Below are 18,770 nucleotides of genomic sequence, written 5' to 3'. Positions count from 1 at the left end.
TGCGGTCTCTTTTTTTGTGATTGTCGCTCACCCCTTCGTGACTTTCTATTGAAGGGCGTTAGACGTTATTTTCCGGTTTGCATCCGGCAGGATTGATCGCATCAATTCGTCTGGATCTCTTCCGGACAAAGGTTTTTGTAATGCCGCTGAAATTCCCTCTGTCGATATGTCTTCTCGGCACGTTTCTCGTCACCTCCGCGCAGGCGCAGGAGGCCGTGAAGGGCGTCGTCGAATTGTTCACCTCGCAGGGATGCTCATCCTGCCCGCCGGCGGATGAAGCCCTGCGCAAGATGATCCAGAAGGGCGACGTCGTCGGTCTTTCCTATCATGTCGATTACTGGAACTATCTCGGCTGGACGGATTCGCTCGCCTCGAAGGAAAATACCGACCGGCAATATGGTTATATGCGCGCGCTCGGCCGTAACGGGGTCTATACGCCGCAGGCCATTCTGAACGGCCGCGACCATGTCAAGGGTGCCGATGTTCGCGGTATCTATGACAGGCTTGATGCTTTCAAGCGCGAGGGAAAGGGACTGAACGTACCGGTTTCGTCGAAATTCACCGGTGACGAGGTGGAGATCGATATTGGCGCCGGCAGCGGCAAGGCCGATGTCGTCGTTGCGTATTTCACGCGCGAGCAGACCGTGGATGTGCAGAAGGGCGAAAACCAGGGGAAAAAAATGTCCTACTGGCACAGCGTCTATGATGTGCAGACAGTCGGCATGTGGGATGGTTCGCCAATGACGGTGAAGCTTCCGGCGAGCGTGGTGGCCAAGGTGAAAAAGGGCGGCTGCGCCGTGCTTTTGCAGACGGCCAATGCCGGTGGCGATCCCGCGGCAATCGTCGGCGCAAGTATCCTGCTTGGAAATGGAAACCCTTGATCGCCCGTAAGGCGATGGAAGATCCGGTCCGGGCATTGGGGGCTGGGGGTAAAGGGTCAATGCACCGGACCGGGTCATCTTGGTGCCTAGGCATCAATTGACAATAGGACTATTCCACCCAATTCGGGCCATGGTTTGACCGAAATACGGCAGCCTACGCGAAAATGGCTGCCTAAATGGTTACCATTTTTAACCCCTGCTTTCGTAGTTGGCAGCGCTCGTCGGAGAAACGGCGGCGCAGTTCTGCGCTGCCGTCTTCCGGTTCCGCTGCGCATCGAAGGCTTGTCAGACCCTGCCCGGAATTCCCTGTCCTGTGCGCCACGCCGGTGCGAAGACTTGCAATTTCGCCCTCTCAGGCTCACACTGCACGGATGATTTGGGTGGAATCGGAGGTATTGGATGACCGATCAACCGGATGTGCAGCAGGTGCAAACCGCTTCACGTGACAATTCCACCGTTATCGATCTCCGCGAATATAAAAAGAACAAGGACCCTTTGCCGGTCACCTTTCACCGCCGCGAGCTGGACGCTATCCTGCGCATCTATGGCCGCATGGTGGGAGAGGGCGAATGGCGTGACTACGCCATCGATCATCTGAAGGAAAAGGCAGTATTTTCCGTCTTCAAGCGCTCAGGTGAAATGCCGCTTTTCAGGATCGAAAAAAACCCCAAGCTGGCGGCGAAACAGGGTGCTTATTGCGTGGTGAATACGGATGGCCGCATTTTAAAACGCGGGCATGAGTTGCCGCAGGTTCTGAAGGTCTTCGACAAGGTTTTGAAGCTCATCGAATGAGCTTTCGCAAAAGCGGACTGCCCGCAGGGACGGGACGCTCTGGCGGATAAGGGTGAGGAATCTTCCCAAATAAAAAGGCGGCCGACGGGCCGCCTTTCGTGTGTCTGGCAATCGAACCCTTAACCTTAGTCGTCGCGGTTTCCGAGGAACTGCAGGAGGAAGGTGAAGAGGTTGATGAAGTCGAGATAGAGCGTCAGTGCGCCCATGATCGCCTTGCGGCCGGCGACGGCAACATCGTCAGCATCGAAATACATTTCCTTGATCTTCTGGGTGTCGTAGGCGGTGAGGCCTGCAAATATCAGCACGCCGATCGCGGAAATTGCGAACTGCAGAGCGGACGACGCAAGGAAGATGTTGACGATCGACGCGATGATCAAGCCGAACAGGCCCATGATCAGAAACGAACCGAGGCCCGACAGATCTTTCTTCGTGGTGTAGCCGTAGAGCGAAAGCGCACCGAACGATGCAGCCGTTACGAAGAACGTCTGCACGATGCTCTGGCCGGTGTAGACCAAGAAGATCGAGGATAGCGAAACGCCCATCAGCGCAGCGTAGACCCAGAAGGTGGTCTGGGCGGCGGACACGCTCATGTTCTGGATACGGAAGCTAAGGAAGAAGACCAGCGCCAGCGGTGCGAGCATTACAACCCAGCGCAGCGGCGACGCGAAAAGCAGCTGGGCAAAAGCCGGGTTCGAAGCAGCAAGCGTATAGGTGCCAAATGCCGCGACGCCGGTGATGACCAGAGCCAGCGCCATCAGGTTATAAACCTTCAGCATATAGGCGCGAAGACCTTCATCGATCATCGCACCAGACTGTGCACGCGTCTGCGCCATGCGGTTCTGGTAGTTATTGAAGTCAGCCATTGTTTCCTCTTTTGAGCTCCGTAATTGCTACGGTGTCGGGATACCTCCCGGGCGCCGCTGCGGAGCTTCAGCAAGCCTGCTTGAGAATATGATGGCAGATCGTGTCCGATACAAGGCCTTTTCCCGTCGAAAAGACACCATATGCGCGAAAAGCGCTCACGTTTTGGCGATCATTACAAAGAATTAATCGTTAAAGTTAAGCGGCGCACAACCGACGATCATTCGCCTGCCTGCCGGAGAACCGGGGCTGCCTTCTGCCCGAGAATCCGCCATGTGCCGATGAGACCGATGCCCACCGTCATGACGAGGGCGACGACGAGGGTTCCGATCGCCACATCCGGCAGGAAGCTGGAGGGCAGCTTCATGATCCGGGCAATCACGAACCATGCGGAGACGCCGCCGGCGAAAAGCGCGAAGACAGCGGTGGCGAGGCCGAGCATCATATATTCATAGGAGAAAGCGCGGATGAGCAGGTTTCGTGTGCCGCCCAGCGTTTTCAGGATGACCGCGTCATGGGTACGGGCGCGGTTTCCGGCGGCAAGAGCGCCGGCAAGGACCAGGACGGAGGCGATGAGCGCAACGGCCGCAGCGGCGCGAATGGCGGTGGCGAGCTGGCCGACAAGCCGGTTGACGACATCGAGTGCATCCTTCACGCGCACGCTGGTGATCGTCGGATAGGTGTTGGTGACGGCGCGCAATATGCGGCCCTCGTCGCTGGCGGTTGCGGAAGGATCGGCAAGGGTCGCAAGCCAGGCATGCGGTGCGCCGCGGAAGGTATTGGGCGAAAACACCATGACGAAATTGATTGAGAGGGATTCCCACTCGACATTGCGCAGATTGGCGATCTTGGCCGTGATGCTGCGGCCGAGCACGTTGACGGTAACCGTGTCGCCAATCTTGAGACCCAGTTCTCCGGCTTCCTCGGCTGCGAAGGAAACCAGCGGCTCGCCGCTATAGGCCGGCCCCCACCAGCTTCCTTCTGTCAGAGTCGCATTTTCGGGAATATCCTGCGAATAGGTGATGCCCCGGTCGCCGCGCAGCACCCAGCGCCCGGCCGGAGGCACCTCCATCTTCGTGACGTCCTCGCCGTTGAGCGCCAGGATGCGGCCGCGCAGCATCGGCACTTCTGTCAGCGCGCCTTTCGGCGCTTCCTGTTTCAGAAGGTCGCGGAAGCCCTGAAGTTCGCTGCCCTGAATATCCACGAAGAAGAAATTCGGTGCGCGGTCCGGCAGGCTGTCTGTCAATTCGCGGCGCAGATTGCCGTCGATCAGCGTGAGCGTCACAAGAAGGGTGAGGCCGAGGCCGAGCGAAAGGACGACCGAGGGGGTGAGCGCGCCCGGCCGGTGAATATTGCCGATCGCCAGTCTGAGCGCAGCCGAATGAACGCGCGGGCTGCGCTTGGCGATGGCCTTGACGCCGGAGGCGACGAGTCGCAGCACCACAAAGGCAAAAGCGATGGCCGCCAGGAAGACCGAGGCGACGAAGCGGTCTTCCGCCGAAAAGATGGCCAGCGCGGCGAGCGCCGCCAGCAGCAGGCCGGTTGCTGCCAGATAGGGCCAGGATGGCCAGCTTCCCTCCTCGAAACCCTGTTCGCGGAAAAGCGCCGTTGCCGGCACCTCGCGCGCCTGGCCTAGGGGTACGATGGCGAAGGCGAGCGTCGTCAGGAGACCGAACAGGGCGGCAAGACCGAGAGCGCCGGGATAAAAGGCAAGCTCCTCCGGCACGGGCAATACGCCTTCAAGAAACCGCATGGCGATAAGCGGCGCGACGGCGCCGACGACAAGGCCGATGACGACGCCAACGGCGGCGATGAAGGCGATCTGGAAGAGATAGGTCATGGTGACCACCGAGGCCGGCGCCCCTAAGCATTTCAGCGAGGCGATGGTGGTGCGCTTGGAATCCAGAAAGGCGCGAACGGCATTGGCTACGCCGACACCGCCAACGATGAGCGCGGTGAGGCCCACCAATGTAAGGAATTGCGAGAAGCGATTGACGTTTTCGGTGAGCGATGGGGCCGCCCGGTCACTGGTGCGGATGGACCAGCCGGCATCGGGAAAGGCCTTGTTGGCCGCATCGGTCATCGTTGACCGTGCCGAAGGATCGTTCAGCCTGATCTTGTAGGCATGCTCGACAAGACTCCCGTTCTGAACGAGACCCGAGGCGAAAAGGGCGTCGCGACTGACCATCAGTCGTGGAGCAAAACCGAAACCGTCGGAGAGAGCATCTGGCTCGTCGACCACGGTGCCGGTCAGTTTCAGTTTCACATTACCGAGCAGGATTTCATCGCCGACCTTGATGCCGAGCCGTTCCAGCAGAAGCGGCGCGGCGATGGCGCCATAGGTGTCGCCGTTACTGGCCAGAAGTTCGCTCAGCGGTCGGTTCGGTTCGGCCACGAAAGTTCCATAGAGCGGGTAGGCGCCGTCAATGGCCTTCACTTCCGTCAGGGTCTGTTCAGACCCATCGGCAAGGCGCGCCATGGAACGCAGCCCGGTGGAAACCGCGACGGTACCAAGGCGGTCGAGATAGGCCTGCTCCTCCTGCGTCGCCTCCCTGTTGCGCAGCTCGAAACGGACGTCTGCGGCGAGGATCGACTGGCCTTCGGTGGCTATGGCGCTGGTGACTGCGCGTGACACGGAATTGACGGCGGCTATGGCACCGGTTCCGAGCGCAATGCAGGCGAGGAAAATGTAAAAGCCGCGCAGGCCGCCACGAATTTCGCGGCGCGCAAGCCTTGCGGCGTTTTTGATATTGGCAAGAGACGGGACAATGGATCCAGTCATGCCGACACCGCCCGCGCTATCTGGGATTTGGCGCTGTCGCCCTCTATCTCGCCGGAGCGCACCTTGATCTGCCGTGAGCACCGGGCGGCAAGCGACGGATCATGGGTGACGAGGATCATCGTCATGCCCCGTTCGGCCTGCTTGGCAAAGAGAAGATCGGCGATTTGCCTGCCGGTATCGGTATCGAGGTTGCCGGTCGGTTCGTCGGCGATCAGTACGGCCGGCGAAGGGGCAAGCGCGCGGGCGATGGCGACACGCTGCTGTTCACCGCCGGAGAGCTGGCCGGGATAATGGTTCAGGCGCTCGCCGAGACCGACAGCGACGAGTTCGCGTCTGGCGATCTCAAACGGGTTTGGAACGTTGGCCAGTTCCAGCGGAACGGCGACATTTTCCAGCGCCGTCATATTGGCGATGAGATGGAAGGACTGGAAGACAATGCCGATATTCCGGCCGCGGAAATCCGCCAGCGCATCTTCGCCGAGCTTGTGCAGTTCGGTGTCGGCAATGATGATTTCGCCGCTATCGAGCCTCTCGAGACCGGCAAGCACCATCAGAAGCGTCGACTTTCCCGATCCGGAGGGGCCAACGATACCAACCGCCTCGCTCTCTCCGATTGAAAGATCGATGTTCTTGAGAACGTGAACGGAGGCGGCGGCATTGCCGAGCGTGAGGTCGGCTTTCTTCAGCTCTATGATGCTTTTCGTCACAATTCTCGTTCCTATATAGGGTGATGAAAACGGTCTGGCGCTGGATGCGGTCGGTATTTCAGACAATGGGAACCAAGTTAGGAAAGCCGTGATGAGATTTAAAGCTGCACTGTTTCACTTCATCGTCATTTTCGCCGCTGCCATTTCGGGCCCTGTTGCGATGGCTCAGGAACGGACATTGCAACTTGTCGGCCTCGGCGACAGCTTGATGGCTGGTTATCAGCTGCCGCCAACCGACAGCTACACCGCACAGCTTGAAGCTGCATTAAAGGGCAAGGGCGTCAATGTCGCCATCGCCAATGCCGGTGTCTCCGGCGATACCTCCTCAGGTGGCCTAGCGCGAGCGGAATGGTCGGTTCCCGATGGTACGGACGGGGTCATCCTGGAACTCGGCGCGAATGATGCTCTGCGCGGAATTCCCCCGGAACAGACCGAAAAAAACCTCGATAGCATCATTTCCGGTTTTCAGAAGCGCAACATAGCCGTGTTGCTGGTCGGCATTATGGCGCCGCCGAATATGGGCGATGATTATGCCAGCCGGTTCAATCCGATCTTTCCCAAGCTCGCCGAAAAATACAACCTGCCGCTTTATCCCTTCTTTCTGGATGGCGTGGTGACGGATGATGCGCTGAAGCTGGACGACAAGATGCACCCCAATACCAGGGGTGTGGCGATGATGGTCGAAAAATCTTTGCCGGCTGTTGAAAGCTTCATTACGACAATCGGTGCGCAAAAAAAATAAGCACTTGCGCCCGCCTGCATTGCGTGATTCGCTATGCTTGTTCTGCCAAGAGATTCGGGGAGCTCGCCATGCCGAGACTGTTTACCGCCCTCGAAATTCCGCGCAATGCGGCTATGAGCCTCTCATTGTTGCGCGGTGGTCTGCCGGGAGCCCGGTGGATCGATGTGGAGAATTATCACATAACCCTGCGTTTTATCGGTGACATCGACGGTCGTACCGCAGATGAGGTCGTGGACAGGCTGGACCGGATTGACAGGCCGGAATTCCAGCTGAACCTCACCGGTATGGGTTCCTTCGGTTCCAAGAAACCGCATTCCATCTGGGCCGGGGTTTCTCCCTCGCCGGAAATGCATGCGCTTCAGGCGGAAATCGAGCGGATTTGCCAGAGGATCGGTCTCCCGCCCGATCCGCGCAAGTTCATGCCGCATGTCACGCTGGCGCGGCTGCGCTCCTCGCGCGTGGACGATGTGGTGCAGTATCTTTCCGGGCGCGGCAACTTCCGCACCTCGCCCTTCACGGTCGGCCGTTTCGTGCTGATGTCGTCGAAAGAATCGGTGGGCGGCGGGCCTTATATCGTTGAAGAGGCGTTCCCGCTTCACGAGGCGCGGTCCAGCTCCATCTTTTCGAGCAACGATCTGCATCCTGCCAAGAGCATGTTGTAGACCTTGAGGAACCCGTCCTCGGCTCCGTAATAGGGATCGGGGACGTTCTCGCGGCGGCCGGCGGCATAGTCCATGAAGAGATGGATCTTGTGTCGCTGCCTTTCCGGACTCGATTGCAGCAGGTTCGCCAGATTGTTTTCGTCCATGGCGAGTATCAGGTCGAAGGTCTCGAAATCCGCCGGGGTAACCTGTCTCGCCCGCTGCCGGGAAATATCGACGCCATGCCGTCGCGCCATGGCGATGGACCGTGGATCGGGCGCGTCACCCGCGTGCCACCCGTCGACGCCGGCGGAATCGATGGTGAGCTGATCAGACATGGCCGCGCTGTCGGCAAGGCGTCTCAAAACCCCTTCGGCCAGCGGTGAACGGCAGATATTGCCCATGCAGACAAAAAGAATAGCTGTATGTTTCATGGATTGTGCGTCGATCCCGTCGTTGAAGCGTTAATGGGTCTCAAGCGGAGGCAAGTTCATGAAATATCCCAGACTAGAGCCGGACGCCATCCGGCAGGCCCTGTCGAAACTGGAGGGTTGGTCCCTGCGCGAGGACGGGGCGGCGATCGTCCGTTCCTTCAAGTTTGCAAGCTTTGCGGAAGCCTTCGGTTTCATGGCCGAATCCGCACTTGTGGCGGAAAGGCTCAATCATCATCCCGAATGGTCCAATGTCTATTCGCGGGTGAAGGTCTGCCTCACCACCCATGATTCGCAGGGTGTGACGGAGCGCGATTTTCTTCTGGCCGAGGCCATGCAGAAGGCGGCTGCAGCCCGAAGCAATTGAACGGCGGAGCTCAAATCCCATATAATAGCCGTGACCGGAGGACCGTCGATCATGGATGATGTGAAAATCGGTGAAATTCTTTTGCCTGATGAAGCCGACAGGCAGGAGGAGCGCGAGAACGTCGTGCGTGCGAAATTCTGGCCCAAGCTGAAGCGCGTGATGTCAAAGGTGCCTTTCGCACGCGATGCGGCGGCGGCCTATTATTGCGCGATCGATCGCGATACGCCCCTTCGCGCCAAGGGTATCATCCTGGCGGCGCTCGCCTATTTCATCATGCCGATGGACGCTGTGCCGGATGTGCTGGCCGTTATCGGATTCACCGACGACATCGCCGTCATCACGGCAGCGCTCGCCATGATCCGCGCCCATATCAAGATGGAGCATTACGAGGCGGCTGACGCCATGCTGAAACGGCAGCAGGAAGCCGGGTAACGCCTCTGTGATCTGTCTGTTCGGGCGAGCCTGACGGGCGACAAATTCTTGCCTGAATTTATGTGTCATACACACGAAAGAAGGGTGTTTCGCGCCCTTCTCCTCAGGGCGTCGGGAGTCGCCAATCTGTAACACCGCAAGACGTTTCCGGCATTTTATGCGTGTTGTTGACGGTTTGGTAACCGCTTCCCGACGACAATGAGAAAAGACGATCCGCACCTGAACGTGGACGATCCAGAAACTGGGCTCGCCGATGCTTCGGGCCAATGGAAGACAATAACCCGGCAGGAAATTCAATGTTTGTAAGAAGTGTAGCAACCGCAGCGGCCATTTTGCTGACCAGCGTCGGCGTAGCATCTGCACAGTCGCCCACGCGCATCCAGCAGTTCAATGCATGGGGTGCCTATTCGTACAAATCGGGCAACAGCACCGTCTGCTACGTTCTTTCCATTCCGACCGCCAAGGAGCCGGCAAATGTCGACCATGGCGATATCTTTTTCATCGTCTCGCAACGTCCGGGTCAGAACATTTCCTATGAGCCGCAGGCCATGGTGGGTTATCCGCTCAAGCAGGGCTCCAAGGTTAATGTGACGATCGACAACAAGAATTTCGTCATGTTCACCAAGGACAAGGCCGCCTGGGTTGAAAACGCCGCCGAAGAACCGGCGCTTGTGGCGGCCATGAAGGGCGGCAGGTCCATGACCGTCAAGGCCACCTCCGGCCGTGGCACCGCGACGTCCTATTCCTATTCGCTGTCGGGTATTTCGGCGGCTCTCAAGCAGATCGAGAGCTGCAAATAATCCTGACACCGTATTGTATCTGACAATGGCCGGTCCTTGACCGGCCATTTGCGTTTTTGCTTGTTTGATGCTAAAGGCGCGGCAACATTGACAGGCGGATGCGCGAAAAGTGCTCCGCCTTTGATTTTCTCGACATGCAGACGATTTTCCGCCTATCCGAAAGGCCGGTCGTGCGATGCATGGAATGATGGGATAGCGTAATGTCCGTAATGCAAGCCCCTGCCGGCCTGGCAGTCAAAACGCCGTTAATCGCCAATAGCGATCTGATGTCCGGCAAGCCGTCGCTGATCGGCATGACCCGTGAGGAAATGGGTGAGGCACTTTCGGAAATCGGCGTGCCGCAGAAGCAGGTGAAGATGCGCGTCAGCCAGTTGTGGAACTGGCTTTATGTGCGCGGCGTCTCTGATTTCGACAATATGACCAATGTCGCCAAGGAGCTTCGCGAGAAGCTGAAGGCGGCCTTTACCATCGCCCGCCCGGAAATCGTCGAGGAGCAGATTTCCAATGACGGCACCCGCAAATGGCTAATGCGGTTCCCACCGCGCGGTGCGGGACGTCCGGTCGAAATTGAGACGGTCTATATTCCCGAAGAGGGCCGCGGCACGCTGTGCATTTCGAGCCAGGTCGGGTGTTCGCTGACCTGTTCCTTCTGTCACACCGGCACCCAGCGCCTCGTGCGCAACCTGACGGCTGAGGAGATCCTTTCCCAGCTTCTGCTGGCACGCGACCGGCTCGGTGATTTTCCCGATGGTTCGACGCCGGTCGGCGCCTATGTGCCGAGCGAAGGCCGCAAGGTTTCCAACATCGTGATGATGGGCATGGGCGAGCCGCTCTATAATTTCGAGCATGTGAAGACCGCACTTCTGATTGCCACCGATGGCGATGGCCTGTCGCTCTCTAAGCGTCGCGTCACGCTCTCCACCTCGGGTGTTGTGCCGGAAATCTTCCGCACCGGCGATGAGATCGGCGTCATGCTGGCGATTTCGCTGCATGCGGTGCGCGACGAGCTGCGCGACATGCTGGTGCCGATCAACAAGAAATATCCGCTGAAGGAACTGATCGAGGCCTGCCGCAAATATCCGGGCCTCTCCAACGCCCGCCGCATTACCTTCGAATATGTGATGCTGAAGGATGTGAATGACAGTCTGGAAGACGCCAAGATGCTGGTGCAGCTTTTGAAGGGCGTTCCGGCCAAGATCAACCTCATTCCGTTCAACCCATGGCCGGGCACGAACTATCAGTGCTCCGATTGGGCGCAGATCGAGAAGTTCGCCGATTTCATCAATCAGGCCGGTTATGCCTCGCCGATCCGCACGCCGCGCGGCCGCGATATTCTCGCCGCCTGCGGTCAGCTGAAGTCGGAATCGGAGCGCATGCGCAAGACCGAAAGGCTGGCTTTCGAGGCGATGATGATCGCCAACCACGGCGCGGATGACTGAATAAGCCGCAATTGCCGCCTGAAAGCTTGTTTTGCAGCGGTTCTACGATTGATTTCGGGCTGTCTTGTTCCTAAGAAGACGAAAACAGGGAACCAACAGGAGGATATCCATGCGCGCATTCATTCTGGCTCTCGCCGCCGCGAGCGCCCTCGTTCTGCCGGCCAAGGCTGAAAACGTCACCGTCGCCGTCACTGCCATCGTCGAACATCCGGCGCTTGACGCCGCCCGTGACGGCGTCAAGGCCGCGCTTGCCGAAGCCGGTTATAAGGAAGGCGAGAACCTCAAGTTCCTTTATGAGTCCGCGCAGGGCAATCCCGGCACCGCCGCGCAGATCGCGCGCCAGTTCGTTGGCGATGCGCCGAACGTCATCGTGCCGATCTCCACGCCGTCCGCGCAGGCCGTCGTTGCCGCCACGCGAGACATTCCGGTCGTCTTCACGGCGGTTTCCGACCCGGTCGGCGCACAGCTCGTCAAGGACATGCAAAAGCCCGGCCGCAACGTGACCGGCCTTTCCGATATGCTGCCGGTTGGCGAACATCTGGCGCTCATCAAGGAAATCTCCCCGAACGCCAAGTCGATCGGTTTCATCTACAATTCGGCCGAGGCCAACTCCGTGTCGACGCTGGCTCTCTTGAAGGCTGAGGCTGAGAAAGCGGGTCTCAAGGTTGTTGAATCCGTCGCCACCAAATCCGCAGAAGTGCAGGGCGCAACCCGCGCGCTGGTCGGCAAGGCCGACGTGATCTACGTTCCGACCGACAACACCATCGTTTCCGCTTTCGAAGCGGCTGCCGGTGTTGCATCCGAAGCCAAGATCCCGCTTTACGCCGCCGATACGGATTCCGTCGCTCGTGGTGCGGTTGCCGCTCTCGGCTTCAACTATTTCGACGTTGGCAAGCAGACTGGCGCCGTCGTCGTCCGCATTCTCAAGGGTGAAAAGCCGGGCGATATTCCGGCAACCGTTGCTGTCGGCACTGATCTGGTGATCAACAAGAAGGCCGCCGAAAAAGCCGGCGTCACCTTCCCGGAAAGCGTCACGAAGCGCGCCACCAAGGTCATCGACTGAACCGAAACCAGACTGAATAACGGGCGGCGGCAAATTCGCCGCCCGTTTTACGTGGCGCGAGACAGCGCCCGTATCCGCCTGATGGCGGTAATAACAAGGACATTACCGTGAGCCAAATCGCCTTCTGGGGCGCCGTGGAGCTGGGACTGGTCTTCGCTTTCGTGGCGATCGGCGTTTATCTCGCTTTCCGTGTGCTTGATTTTCCTGACCTGACCGTGGACGGTTCGTTTCCGCTCGGCGCCGCCGTGGCTGCCGTGCTGATCATCGCCGGTCTGAATGCCTGGGTTGCGACGGCGATTGCGATGGTGGCCGGTGCGGCCGCCGGCATCGTGACCGCCACCCTCAACGTTCGTTTCAAGATACTCAACCTGCTTGCGTCGATCCTGACGATGATCGCGCTGTTTTCCGTCAACCTGCGCGTGATGGGAAAGCCGAATGTGGCGCTGCTCAATCAGGATACGATGATATCGCCGTTTTACGGCCTCGGCCTGTCGGAATATCTGGTGCGGCCGCTGTTCGTCGGCGCGCTGGTGCTGGTCGCGGTCATTCTCGTCTGGCGTTTCCTTGAAAGCGATGCGGGCCTTGCCATGCGCGCGACAGGCGCCAATGCCCTGATGGCGCGGGCGCAGGGGGTGAAGACAGGTAACCAGATCTACCTCGGCATGGCGCTTTCGAATGCCCTGGTCGCTCTTGGCGGCGCGCTGTTCGCGCAGACCAATGGTTTTGCCGATGTGACCTCCGGTGTCGGCACTATCGTCGTTGGGCTTGCCGCCGTCATCATCGGCGAAACATTGTTCGGCGCGCGCGGTATTCTGATCGCGCTGATCGGCTGCGTCTTCGGCTCCATCGCCTATCGTCTCGCCATCCAGCTCGCTCTGTCGAGCGATGTGCTGGGCCTCAAGGCGTCCGATCTCAATTTCGTAACGGCGGTATTGGTGGCCATCGCATTGATCCTGCCCCGACTGCGCCGCGGGGGAGCAACATCGTGATTTCCCTTTCCGACATTCAGGTTGTCTTCGGGCGCGGCACGCCGCTGCAGAAGCAGGCGCTCTCCAAGATCGACCTCACTATTGAGGATGGCTCCTTCGTCACCGTCATCGGCTCGAATGGCGCCGGCAAATCGACGCTGCTCGGCGTTCTCGCCGGTGATGTCCTGCCGACGGCGGGCAAGGTGATGATTGGCGGCGCTGATGTAACCCGCAAACCGACCGCCAGCCGGGCGGGACGGGTGGCGCGCGTGTTTCAGGACCCGCTGGCGGGCAGCTGCGGCGCGCTCACCATCGAGGAAAACCTGGCGCTGGCGGCGTCGCGCGGCACGCGTCGCGGCCTTCTGCCGGCGCTTGGACGCGGTCGGCGGGATTTCTTCAAGGAGCGCATCGCCTCGCTCAATCTCGGGCTGGAAAATCGCCTGAAGGACCGCATGGACCTTCTGTCCGGCGGTCAGAGGCAGGCAGTCTCGCTCGTCATGGCGACGCTGTCCGGCTCGGATGTGCTGCTGCTGGATGAACATACGGCGGCACTCGATCCCGGCATGGCCGAATTTGTGATGGAGTTGACCCGCAAGGTGGTGTCGGAGCGCAAGCTGACGACGCTGATGGTTACCCACTCCATGCGTCAGGCGCTGGATTATGGCACTCGCACGATCATGCTGCATGCCGGTGAGATCGTGCTCGACGTCTCCGGCGATAGCCGCAAGGATCTCGAGGTCGAGGACCTGATCGACATGTTCCGCAAGATACGCGGCCAGAAGCTCGATGACGATGAGTTGCTGATCGGTTGATTGTAAAAAGGCGCCGTAAGGCGCCTTTTTTGTTTGCCGTCAGCGCGCCTGCGTGAAGAAAATCTTGACGGCAAAAAGCGAAAAGACGCCGGCGATCGTATAATCCAGTCCGCGCAGAATTTTCCGGTTGCGTTGCAGCCAGGCTGAAAGAACATCTGCGGCGATCACGATGCCGATGCCGATCGGCAGCGCGACGATGATCGACCAGATGCCGAGGAAGATCAGCTTGCCGGTCACATGCGGATCGGATGCGCTGACGAATTGCGGCAGGAAGGTCATGAAAAAGATGATGATCTTCGGATTCAGCAGGTTGACCCAGATGCCGTTCAGCAGCGCCGACTTCAGAGAGGACTGCGCTTTTTCGCCGGCGCTTTTCACCATCACGAAATCCGAGCCTTTGCGGATTGCCTGGATGGCGAGCCAGACCAGATAGGCGGCTCCGCCGGTCTTCAGAATCATGAAAGCCGTCGGCGAGGCGACGATGAGGGCGGCGACGCCGAAGGCGACGAGCATCGTGTGCACGGTAATGCCGATATTGGTTCCCAGAAGCGTCATGAAACCCGCCGTCCGGCCCTCACGCAGGGAGCGGCTGATCCAAAGCGTCATGTCAGGCCCGGGGGTCACAGCCAGAAGCAGGATGGCGATGGTGAAGGCGATTAATGTCGGCAGGCTGGGAACGAAATCCATCGCGGCACCCGTAAAAGCTGGAGATTGCCGTGCTTAACGCGGTTTCGCATTTCTGCCAATGCTTTTGAGCACTGACGCGCAAAACCGCCGCAATGGTTACATCGCGGCGGCCCGGAACGTTCAGTTTTTCAGGAAGCTGGTGAAGGCGGCGGAATATTCCGTGTGCCAGCGCGATAGCGGCGGACGGTTCTGGACGATGTCATAGGCCGCCCAGAGAATGCGTTTTTCATCTGTGGGGCGGTCCACCTCGCCATCCGGGCAAAGAATGTAGAAATCGCCCCGACCGATGCTTTCGACCATGAAGTCGACGGTCTGTTCGCCGGTCCATGCGCCTTCAGGCTTTTCTGTCCTGCCATGGGCGGTGAGGCCGGTGAAGACGAAGCCGGGGATCAGCAGATGAGCGGAAACCGAGCTGTTCGGTAGGTTACGCAATTCGTGCTGAAGCGCCTCCGTGAAGGTTTTGACGCCGGACTTCGAGACATTATAGGCTGGATCGCCGGGAGGCGTGGTTATGCCCTGCTTCGAGCCGGTATTGACGATGAGCGCCGGCTCGCCATGGGCGATCATGCCCTGCCCGAAAACACGGCTGCCGTTCACGACACCCATCAGATTGACGTTGATGATATTTTCCCAATTGGCCTGTGGACCGAAAATGGCGCTGCCGGGCTGGATGCCGGCATTGTTCATCAGGACGTGAACGCGTCCGAAACGCTGGATCACGGCGCGCTCCAGCGCCTCCAGTTCATCGAGCCTGGATATGTCGGTCGGAATGGCGACAACCTGCGCTTCGCCGTTCTTGGCGGCAGCCACAATATCCGCGTGGGCTGCGGCAAGCCTCTCGCCGTCGAGATCGACGAGCACGACACTCATGCCAAAACCGGCGAATTTGCGGGCTGCGGCAAGTCCGATGCCGGAGGCAGCACCGGTGATGACGGCGACATTATCTTCCTTGAATGCGGGGTGGATGGTCGTCATAGGTCTCTCCTTCGCGTCGTTTCGGCTGTTTCCAGCGGTTTGCAACGTTGCCTGAACCTCACTGGCTTCATTCACGGTCTTCAAGTTGATCGCGCCGCTTTATGATAAAGCGCGAATTTTCATAATGCATGTGACAATTGCCTCGTTTCCATCAATACGCCCGGTCATCGCCCTCCCTCGTATGCGCCCATCAATTGTTTTGTCGCTTATCTCACTGAAAAGCGCTTCACACATTTCGGCTTGCACTGTAAAAGTGCCGAAATCCCAAGGAAATGGCGGTGTCCCAATGCCGTCATCATGCAGATGGACATCACTATGGCACTTCCGAAAGACGTTAAGAAAGTCGTTCTCGCCTATTCCGGCGGTCTCGACACCTCGATAATCCTGAAATGGCTTCAGACGGAACTCGGCGCGGAGGTGGTGACCTTCACCGCCGATCTCGGCCAGGGCGAAGAACTCGAGCCGGCGCGCAAGAAGGCCGAGATGCTGGGCATCAAGGAAATCTTCATCGAGGACGTCCGCGAAGAGTTCGTGCGTGATTTCGTGTTCCCGATGTTCCGCGCAAACGCGGTTTATGAAGGCGTCTATCTGCTCGGCACCTCCATTGCCCGTCCGCTGATTTCCAAGCACCTGATCGAAATCGCCAGGAAGACCGGCGCCGACGCCATCGCACATGGCGCCACCGGCAAGGGCAACGATCAGGTCCGTTTCGAGCTGTCGGCCTATGCGCTGAATCCGGATATCAAGATCATCGCTCCCTGGCGCGACTGGTCGTTCAAGAGCCGTACGGACCTCCTGAACTTCGCCGAGCAGCATCAAATTCCGGTTGCCAAGGACAAAAAGGGCGAGGCGCCTTTCTCGGTGGACGCCAACCTGCTGCACTCCTCTTCCGAGGGCAAGGTTCTGGAAGACCCGGCGCAGGAAGCGCCGGAATATGTGCATATGCGCACCATCTCCCCGGAAGCCGCGCCCGATAAGGCAACCGTCATCAAGATCGGTTTCCGCAAGGGCGATGCCTGCTCCATCAATGGCGTTGAGATGTCGCCTGCGACGCTTCTTGCAACGCTCAACAATTACGGCCGTGAAAACGGCATCGGTCGTCTCGATCTGGTCGAGAACCGTTTCGTCGGCATGAAGTCGCGCGGCGTTTACGAGACGCCCGGCGGCACCATCCTGCTTGCCGCGCATCGCGCCATCGAATCCATCACGCTTGACCGGGGTGCGGCCCACCTCAAGGACGAGTTGATGCCGCGTTACGCCGAGCTGATCTATTACGGTTTCTGGTTCTCGCCGGAGCGCGAAATGCTGCAGGCCCTGATCGACAGGAGCCAGGAGCACGTGGAAGGCGAAGTGACGCTGAAGCTCTACAAGGGCAATGTCATGGTGACCGGCCGGGAGAGCGCCAAGTCGCTCTATTCCGACGCGCTGGTGACCTTCGAGGACGACCATGGCGCCTATGACCAGAAGGACGCCGCAGGCTTCATCAAGCTCAACGCATTGCGTCTTCGCACGCTCGCAAAGCGCAATATCAGCAAGTAATTCTGCTGGAATGGAAATAATGAAACCCGCTGGCGACGCCGTCGGCGGGTTTTTTCATGTCTTTCGTATGGAGACGATGCGGAAGCCGATGTAGCTGGCGATTGCGGTGAACTCCATCACGGGGATGATGATGCCGAAGCCGGTCAACGGCGAACCGATGAGTGAGGCTGCAGCACCGCCCGCAAAACCAGATCCCATCTGAATGAAACCCATCATTGCCGATGCCGAGCCGGCAATATGCGGGAAAGGGGCGAGGGCCGCCGTCACCATGGATGGCGTCAGCAAGGCGATGCCGACCGTTGCGACCGCCACAGGTCCCATGATCGAAAGAAAGGATGGCGGTATCAGGAACACCGACAGCACTATAAGGAGACCGCCTGTTCCCGAAAAACAGAGGCCAAGGACGACCGAACGGCGGTCACCAAGCCTCGGTGCGATATAACGCAGGGCGAGTGAGCCGAAGAAATAGGCGCCGGTCTGCATCAGCATGCCGATGCCGAAGGCGGTGGGTGTCATGCCGACTTTGTCGATGAGGATGAAGGTCAGCATGGTCGCCTGCGCATAAAGCGCGCCGATGGAACCGCCGAGTACCAGTGCAGCGAGAAGAAAACGCGGCTCGGTGAGCAATGTCCCATAGGCCGACAGGAGCCGACGCGGGCGGATCAGGTTCTTGTCCGGGATTGTCGTCTCGCGCAGGAAAACCACGACGGTGAAGATGGCGATGGCCCCAAGGCCGGCCATGAGGAAAAATACCGATTGCCACCCGAAAGCCGCAAGCGAAAGTCCGCCTATGGTCGGGCCCATGGCTGGGCCAACGGCCAGCATGATGCCAATAAGGTTCATGATGCTGGAGGCTTCCGAGCCGGTGAATTGATCGCGCACGACGGCGCGCGCCACCGTCATGCCGACGGAGGCGCCAATACCCTGAACAAGCCGGGCGAAGAGCAGCACCTCGATTGTTGGGGCGAAGATCGCCAGCAGCCCGCCGCCCAGAAAGATGGACAGGAAAACGAGACTCGCCTTTCGCCGCCCGAAGGCATCGGATGCCGGGCCGGCCAGCAGTTGCGCCATGGCGAAACCGGCGAAGTAAAGTGAGAGGCTGAGTTTGACGGCGGATTCCGTGGTGGAGAAAACCCGCGTCAGTTCCGGCATGGCCGGTGTGTAGATGGCCATGGAAATCGGCGCCAGCGCCGTCAGCAACGCACCGAGCATGGCCGTGCGTTTTATGGACATGACGGTTTCTGGCGACATTGCGATCAGCAGCCCTGGCTCGACTGTTCCGGCTGGAGATTGTTGCGGAGAGTCTGCAGGAAGCTGCGGAAAAGCGCGACCTCCTCGTCATTCAGGCCCTGCGTGGCGTGACGGACGAGTTCATCGATTTCCTGGCGCACGGCTTCCAGCATCTCGGCTGCGTTTTTTGTCATCACTATACGCTTGGAGCGCCTGTCCTGCGGGTCCTGTCGGCGTTCGATGAGATCAAGAGATTGCAGCTTGTCGAGATAGGCGCAGATCGTCATGGGCTCGATGCCGAGCCGGGCGGCGATATCCGATTGTTTGCTGCCATCAACGACGGCGACCGTCAGCAGTGCGCGTGCTTCGCCGGGTGTCAGGCCCAGTCCGGCTTCCGCAATTCGGCGCTCGAAAGCACTGTTCAGCAGGCGTGCACCACTGTTCAGTAAAAATGCCAATGAGTCTTTTTCGCGTTTAGTGCCCATGTTTCGCCTTTTCGTAAGTCAGACTTACTAAAATCCTGGCGATAATCAATGGTACACAAGTCATATTATCGAAAATCGGGTAAAGTATGTGTCAGCTCGGTTGTTGGATCATCTGCAATATAGTCGCCGATTGTTA

General features: G+C 59.0%; 20 protein-coding genes. 12 read left to right on the top strand and 8 right to left on the bottom strand.

Annotation, left to right across the window (positions count from 1 at the left end; all coding sequences use genetic code 11):
* Window positions 1-140: 140 nt before the first annotated feature.
* Entirely contained in the window at window positions 141-881 is a 741-nt protein-coding gene (locus tag AGR1_RS13765) for a thioredoxin family protein (RefSeq protein WP_121459715.1), read from the top strand.
* A 399-nt stretch (window positions 882-1,280) separates the two neighbouring features.
* Window positions 1,281-1,673, top strand: a complete 393-nt coding sequence (locus AGR1_RS13760; RefSeq protein WP_003523170.1) for a DUF2794 domain-containing protein — start codon at window positions 1,281-1,283, stop codon at window positions 1,671-1,673.
* A 125-nt stretch (window positions 1,674-1,798) separates the two neighbouring features.
* Here the strand turns inward: AGR1_RS13760 and AGR1_RS13755 are convergent, their stop codons facing one another.
* The 3 genes from AGR1_RS13755 to AGR1_RS13745 all read right to left on the bottom strand — a co-directional run bounded on the left by AGR1_RS13755 (window position 1,799) and on the right by AGR1_RS13745 (window position 6,023).
* Window positions 1,799-2,536, bottom strand: coding sequence for a Bax inhibitor-1/YccA family protein (locus AGR1_RS13755; protein ID WP_077985478.1), 738 nt, complete (start codon window positions 2,534-2,536; stop codon window positions 1,799-1,801).
* A 218-nt stretch (window positions 2,537-2,754) separates the two neighbouring features.
* Window positions 2,755-5,316: an ABC transporter permease gene (locus tag AGR1_RS13750; protein ID WP_149147143.1), complete on the bottom strand. Its 2,562-nt coding sequence runs from the start codon at window positions 5,314-5,316 to the stop codon at window positions 2,755-2,757.
* Window positions 5,313-6,023 carry an ABC transporter ATP-binding protein gene (locus tag AGR1_RS13745; protein ID WP_080792408.1) on the bottom strand — a complete coding sequence of 237 codons (711 nt, stop codon included), beginning with the start codon at window positions 6,021-6,023 and terminating at the stop codon, window positions 5,313-5,315. Before AGR1_RS13745 ends, AGR1_RS13750 begins: the two co-directional genes overlap by 4 nt.
* Window positions 6,024-6,114: 91 nt before the next feature.
* Here AGR1_RS13745 and AGR1_RS13740 point away from each other — a divergent pair, with 91 nt between their 5' ends.
* Together AGR1_RS13740 and thpR are read left to right on the top strand one after the other, a co-directional pair.
* The gene (locus tag AGR1_RS13740) at window positions 6,115-6,765 is read left to right on the top strand and encodes an arylesterase (RefSeq protein WP_136903032.1); all 651 of its coding nucleotides are present in this window, start codon (window positions 6,115-6,117) and stop codon (window positions 6,763-6,765) included.
* Window positions 6,766-6,833: 68 nt separating this feature from the next.
* The gene (gene thpR, locus AGR1_RS13735) at window positions 6,834-7,427 is read left to right on the top strand and encodes an RNA 2',3'-cyclic phosphodiesterase (protein ID WP_077985482.1); all 594 of its coding nucleotides are present in this window, start codon (window positions 6,834-6,836) and stop codon (window positions 7,425-7,427) included.
* On the opposite strand, the gene AGR1_RS13730 is transcribed toward thpR, so the two are convergent.
* Window positions 7,361-7,840 carry a low molecular weight protein-tyrosine-phosphatase gene (locus AGR1_RS13730; protein WP_149147142.1) on the bottom strand — a complete coding sequence of 160 codons (480 nt, stop codon included), beginning with the start codon at window positions 7,838-7,840 and terminating at the stop codon, window positions 7,361-7,363. The genes thpR and AGR1_RS13730 overlap by 67 nt on opposite strands.
* 58 nt (window positions 7,841-7,898) lie before the next feature.
* On the opposite strand from AGR1_RS13730, the gene AGR1_RS13725 reads away from it, so the two are divergent.
* The 7 genes from AGR1_RS13725 to AGR1_RS13695 all read left to right on the top strand — a co-directional run bounded on the left by AGR1_RS13725 (window position 7,899) and on the right by AGR1_RS13695 (window position 13,718).
* The gene (locus tag AGR1_RS13725) at window positions 7,899-8,204 is read left to right on the top strand and encodes a 4a-hydroxytetrahydrobiopterin dehydratase (protein WP_077985484.1); all 306 of its coding nucleotides are present in this window, start codon (window positions 7,899-7,901) and stop codon (window positions 8,202-8,204) included.
* A gap of 51 nt (window positions 8,205-8,255) precedes the next feature.
* Window positions 8,256-8,636, top strand: a complete 381-nt coding sequence (locus AGR1_RS13720; RefSeq protein WP_080792413.1) for a YkvA family protein — start codon at window positions 8,256-8,258, stop codon at window positions 8,634-8,636.
* A 296-nt stretch (window positions 8,637-8,932) separates the two neighbouring features.
* Entirely contained in the window at window positions 8,933-9,436 is a 504-nt protein-coding gene (locus AGR1_RS13715) for an invasion associated locus B family protein (protein ID WP_077985486.1), read from the top strand.
* 266 nt (window positions 9,437-9,702) lie between these two features.
* Window positions 9,703-10,875 (top strand): 23S rRNA (adenine(2503)-C(2))-methyltransferase RlmN, encoded by a 1,173-nt coding sequence (rlmN, locus tag AGR1_RS13710; protein WP_142913030.1) that lies wholly within the window; start codon window positions 9,703-9,705, stop codon window positions 10,873-10,875.
* 109 nt (window positions 10,876-10,984) lie between these two features.
* Entirely contained in the window at window positions 10,985-11,938 is a 954-nt protein-coding gene (locus AGR1_RS13705; RefSeq protein ID WP_077985487.1) for an ABC transporter substrate-binding protein, read from the top strand.
* Window positions 11,939-12,045: 107 nt separating this feature from the next.
* Window positions 12,046-12,927 (top strand): ABC transporter permease, encoded by an 882-nt coding sequence (locus AGR1_RS13700; protein ID WP_149147141.1) that lies wholly within the window; start codon window positions 12,046-12,048, stop codon window positions 12,925-12,927.
* On the top strand, window positions 12,924-13,718 hold the full coding sequence (locus AGR1_RS13695; RefSeq protein WP_080792421.1) for an ABC transporter ATP-binding protein: 795 nt from the start codon (window positions 12,924-12,926) through the stop codon (window positions 13,716-13,718). The genes AGR1_RS13700 and AGR1_RS13695 overlap by 4 nt, the downstream gene beginning before the upstream one ends.
* A 39-nt stretch (window positions 13,719-13,757) precedes the next feature.
* Here the strand turns inward: AGR1_RS13695 and AGR1_RS13690 are convergent, their stop codons facing one another.
* Window positions 13,758-14,405 carry a LysE family translocator gene (locus tag AGR1_RS13690; RefSeq protein WP_080792426.1) on the bottom strand — a complete coding sequence of 216 codons (648 nt, stop codon included), beginning with the start codon at window positions 14,403-14,405 and terminating at the stop codon, window positions 13,758-13,760.
* Between the two features lie 120 nt (window positions 14,406-14,525).
* Window positions 14,526-15,380 carry an SDR family NAD(P)-dependent oxidoreductase gene (locus AGR1_RS13685; RefSeq protein ID WP_149147140.1) on the bottom strand — a complete coding sequence of 285 codons (855 nt, stop codon included), beginning with the start codon at window positions 15,378-15,380 and terminating at the stop codon, window positions 14,526-14,528.
* Between the two features lie 315 nt (window positions 15,381-15,695).
* Between AGR1_RS13685 and AGR1_RS13680 the strand changes: the two genes are divergently transcribed.
* On the top strand, window positions 15,696-16,919 hold the full coding sequence (locus tag AGR1_RS13680; protein WP_080793381.1) for an argininosuccinate synthase: 1,224 nt from the start codon (window positions 15,696-15,698) through the stop codon (window positions 16,917-16,919).
* Between the two features lie 54 nt (window positions 16,920-16,973).
* On the opposite strand, the gene AGR1_RS13675 is transcribed toward AGR1_RS13680, so the two are convergent.
* Together AGR1_RS13675 and AGR1_RS13670 are read right to left on the bottom strand one after the other, a co-directional pair.
* On the bottom strand, window positions 16,974-18,170 hold the full coding sequence (locus AGR1_RS13675) for a multidrug effflux MFS transporter (RefSeq protein ID WP_187772139.1): 1,197 nt from the start codon (window positions 18,168-18,170) through the stop codon (window positions 16,974-16,976).
* A 5-nt stretch (window positions 18,171-18,175) separates the two neighbouring features.
* Window positions 18,176-18,634 carry a MarR family winged helix-turn-helix transcriptional regulator gene (locus AGR1_RS13670; RefSeq protein WP_149147138.1) on the bottom strand — a complete coding sequence of 153 codons (459 nt, stop codon included), beginning with the start codon at window positions 18,632-18,634 and terminating at the stop codon, window positions 18,176-18,178.
* Window positions 18,635-18,770 lie beyond the last annotated feature (136 nt).

Source organism: Agrobacterium sp. B1(2019) (genome assembly GCF_008274755.1).
In the GTDB taxonomy this organism is placed as follows: Bacteria; Pseudomonadota; Alphaproteobacteria; order Rhizobiales; family Rhizobiaceae; genus Agrobacterium; species Agrobacterium salinitolerans.
The sequence above is the reverse complement of the archived record's forward strand: the minus strand, read 5'-3'. Positions and strand labels throughout refer to the sequence as shown.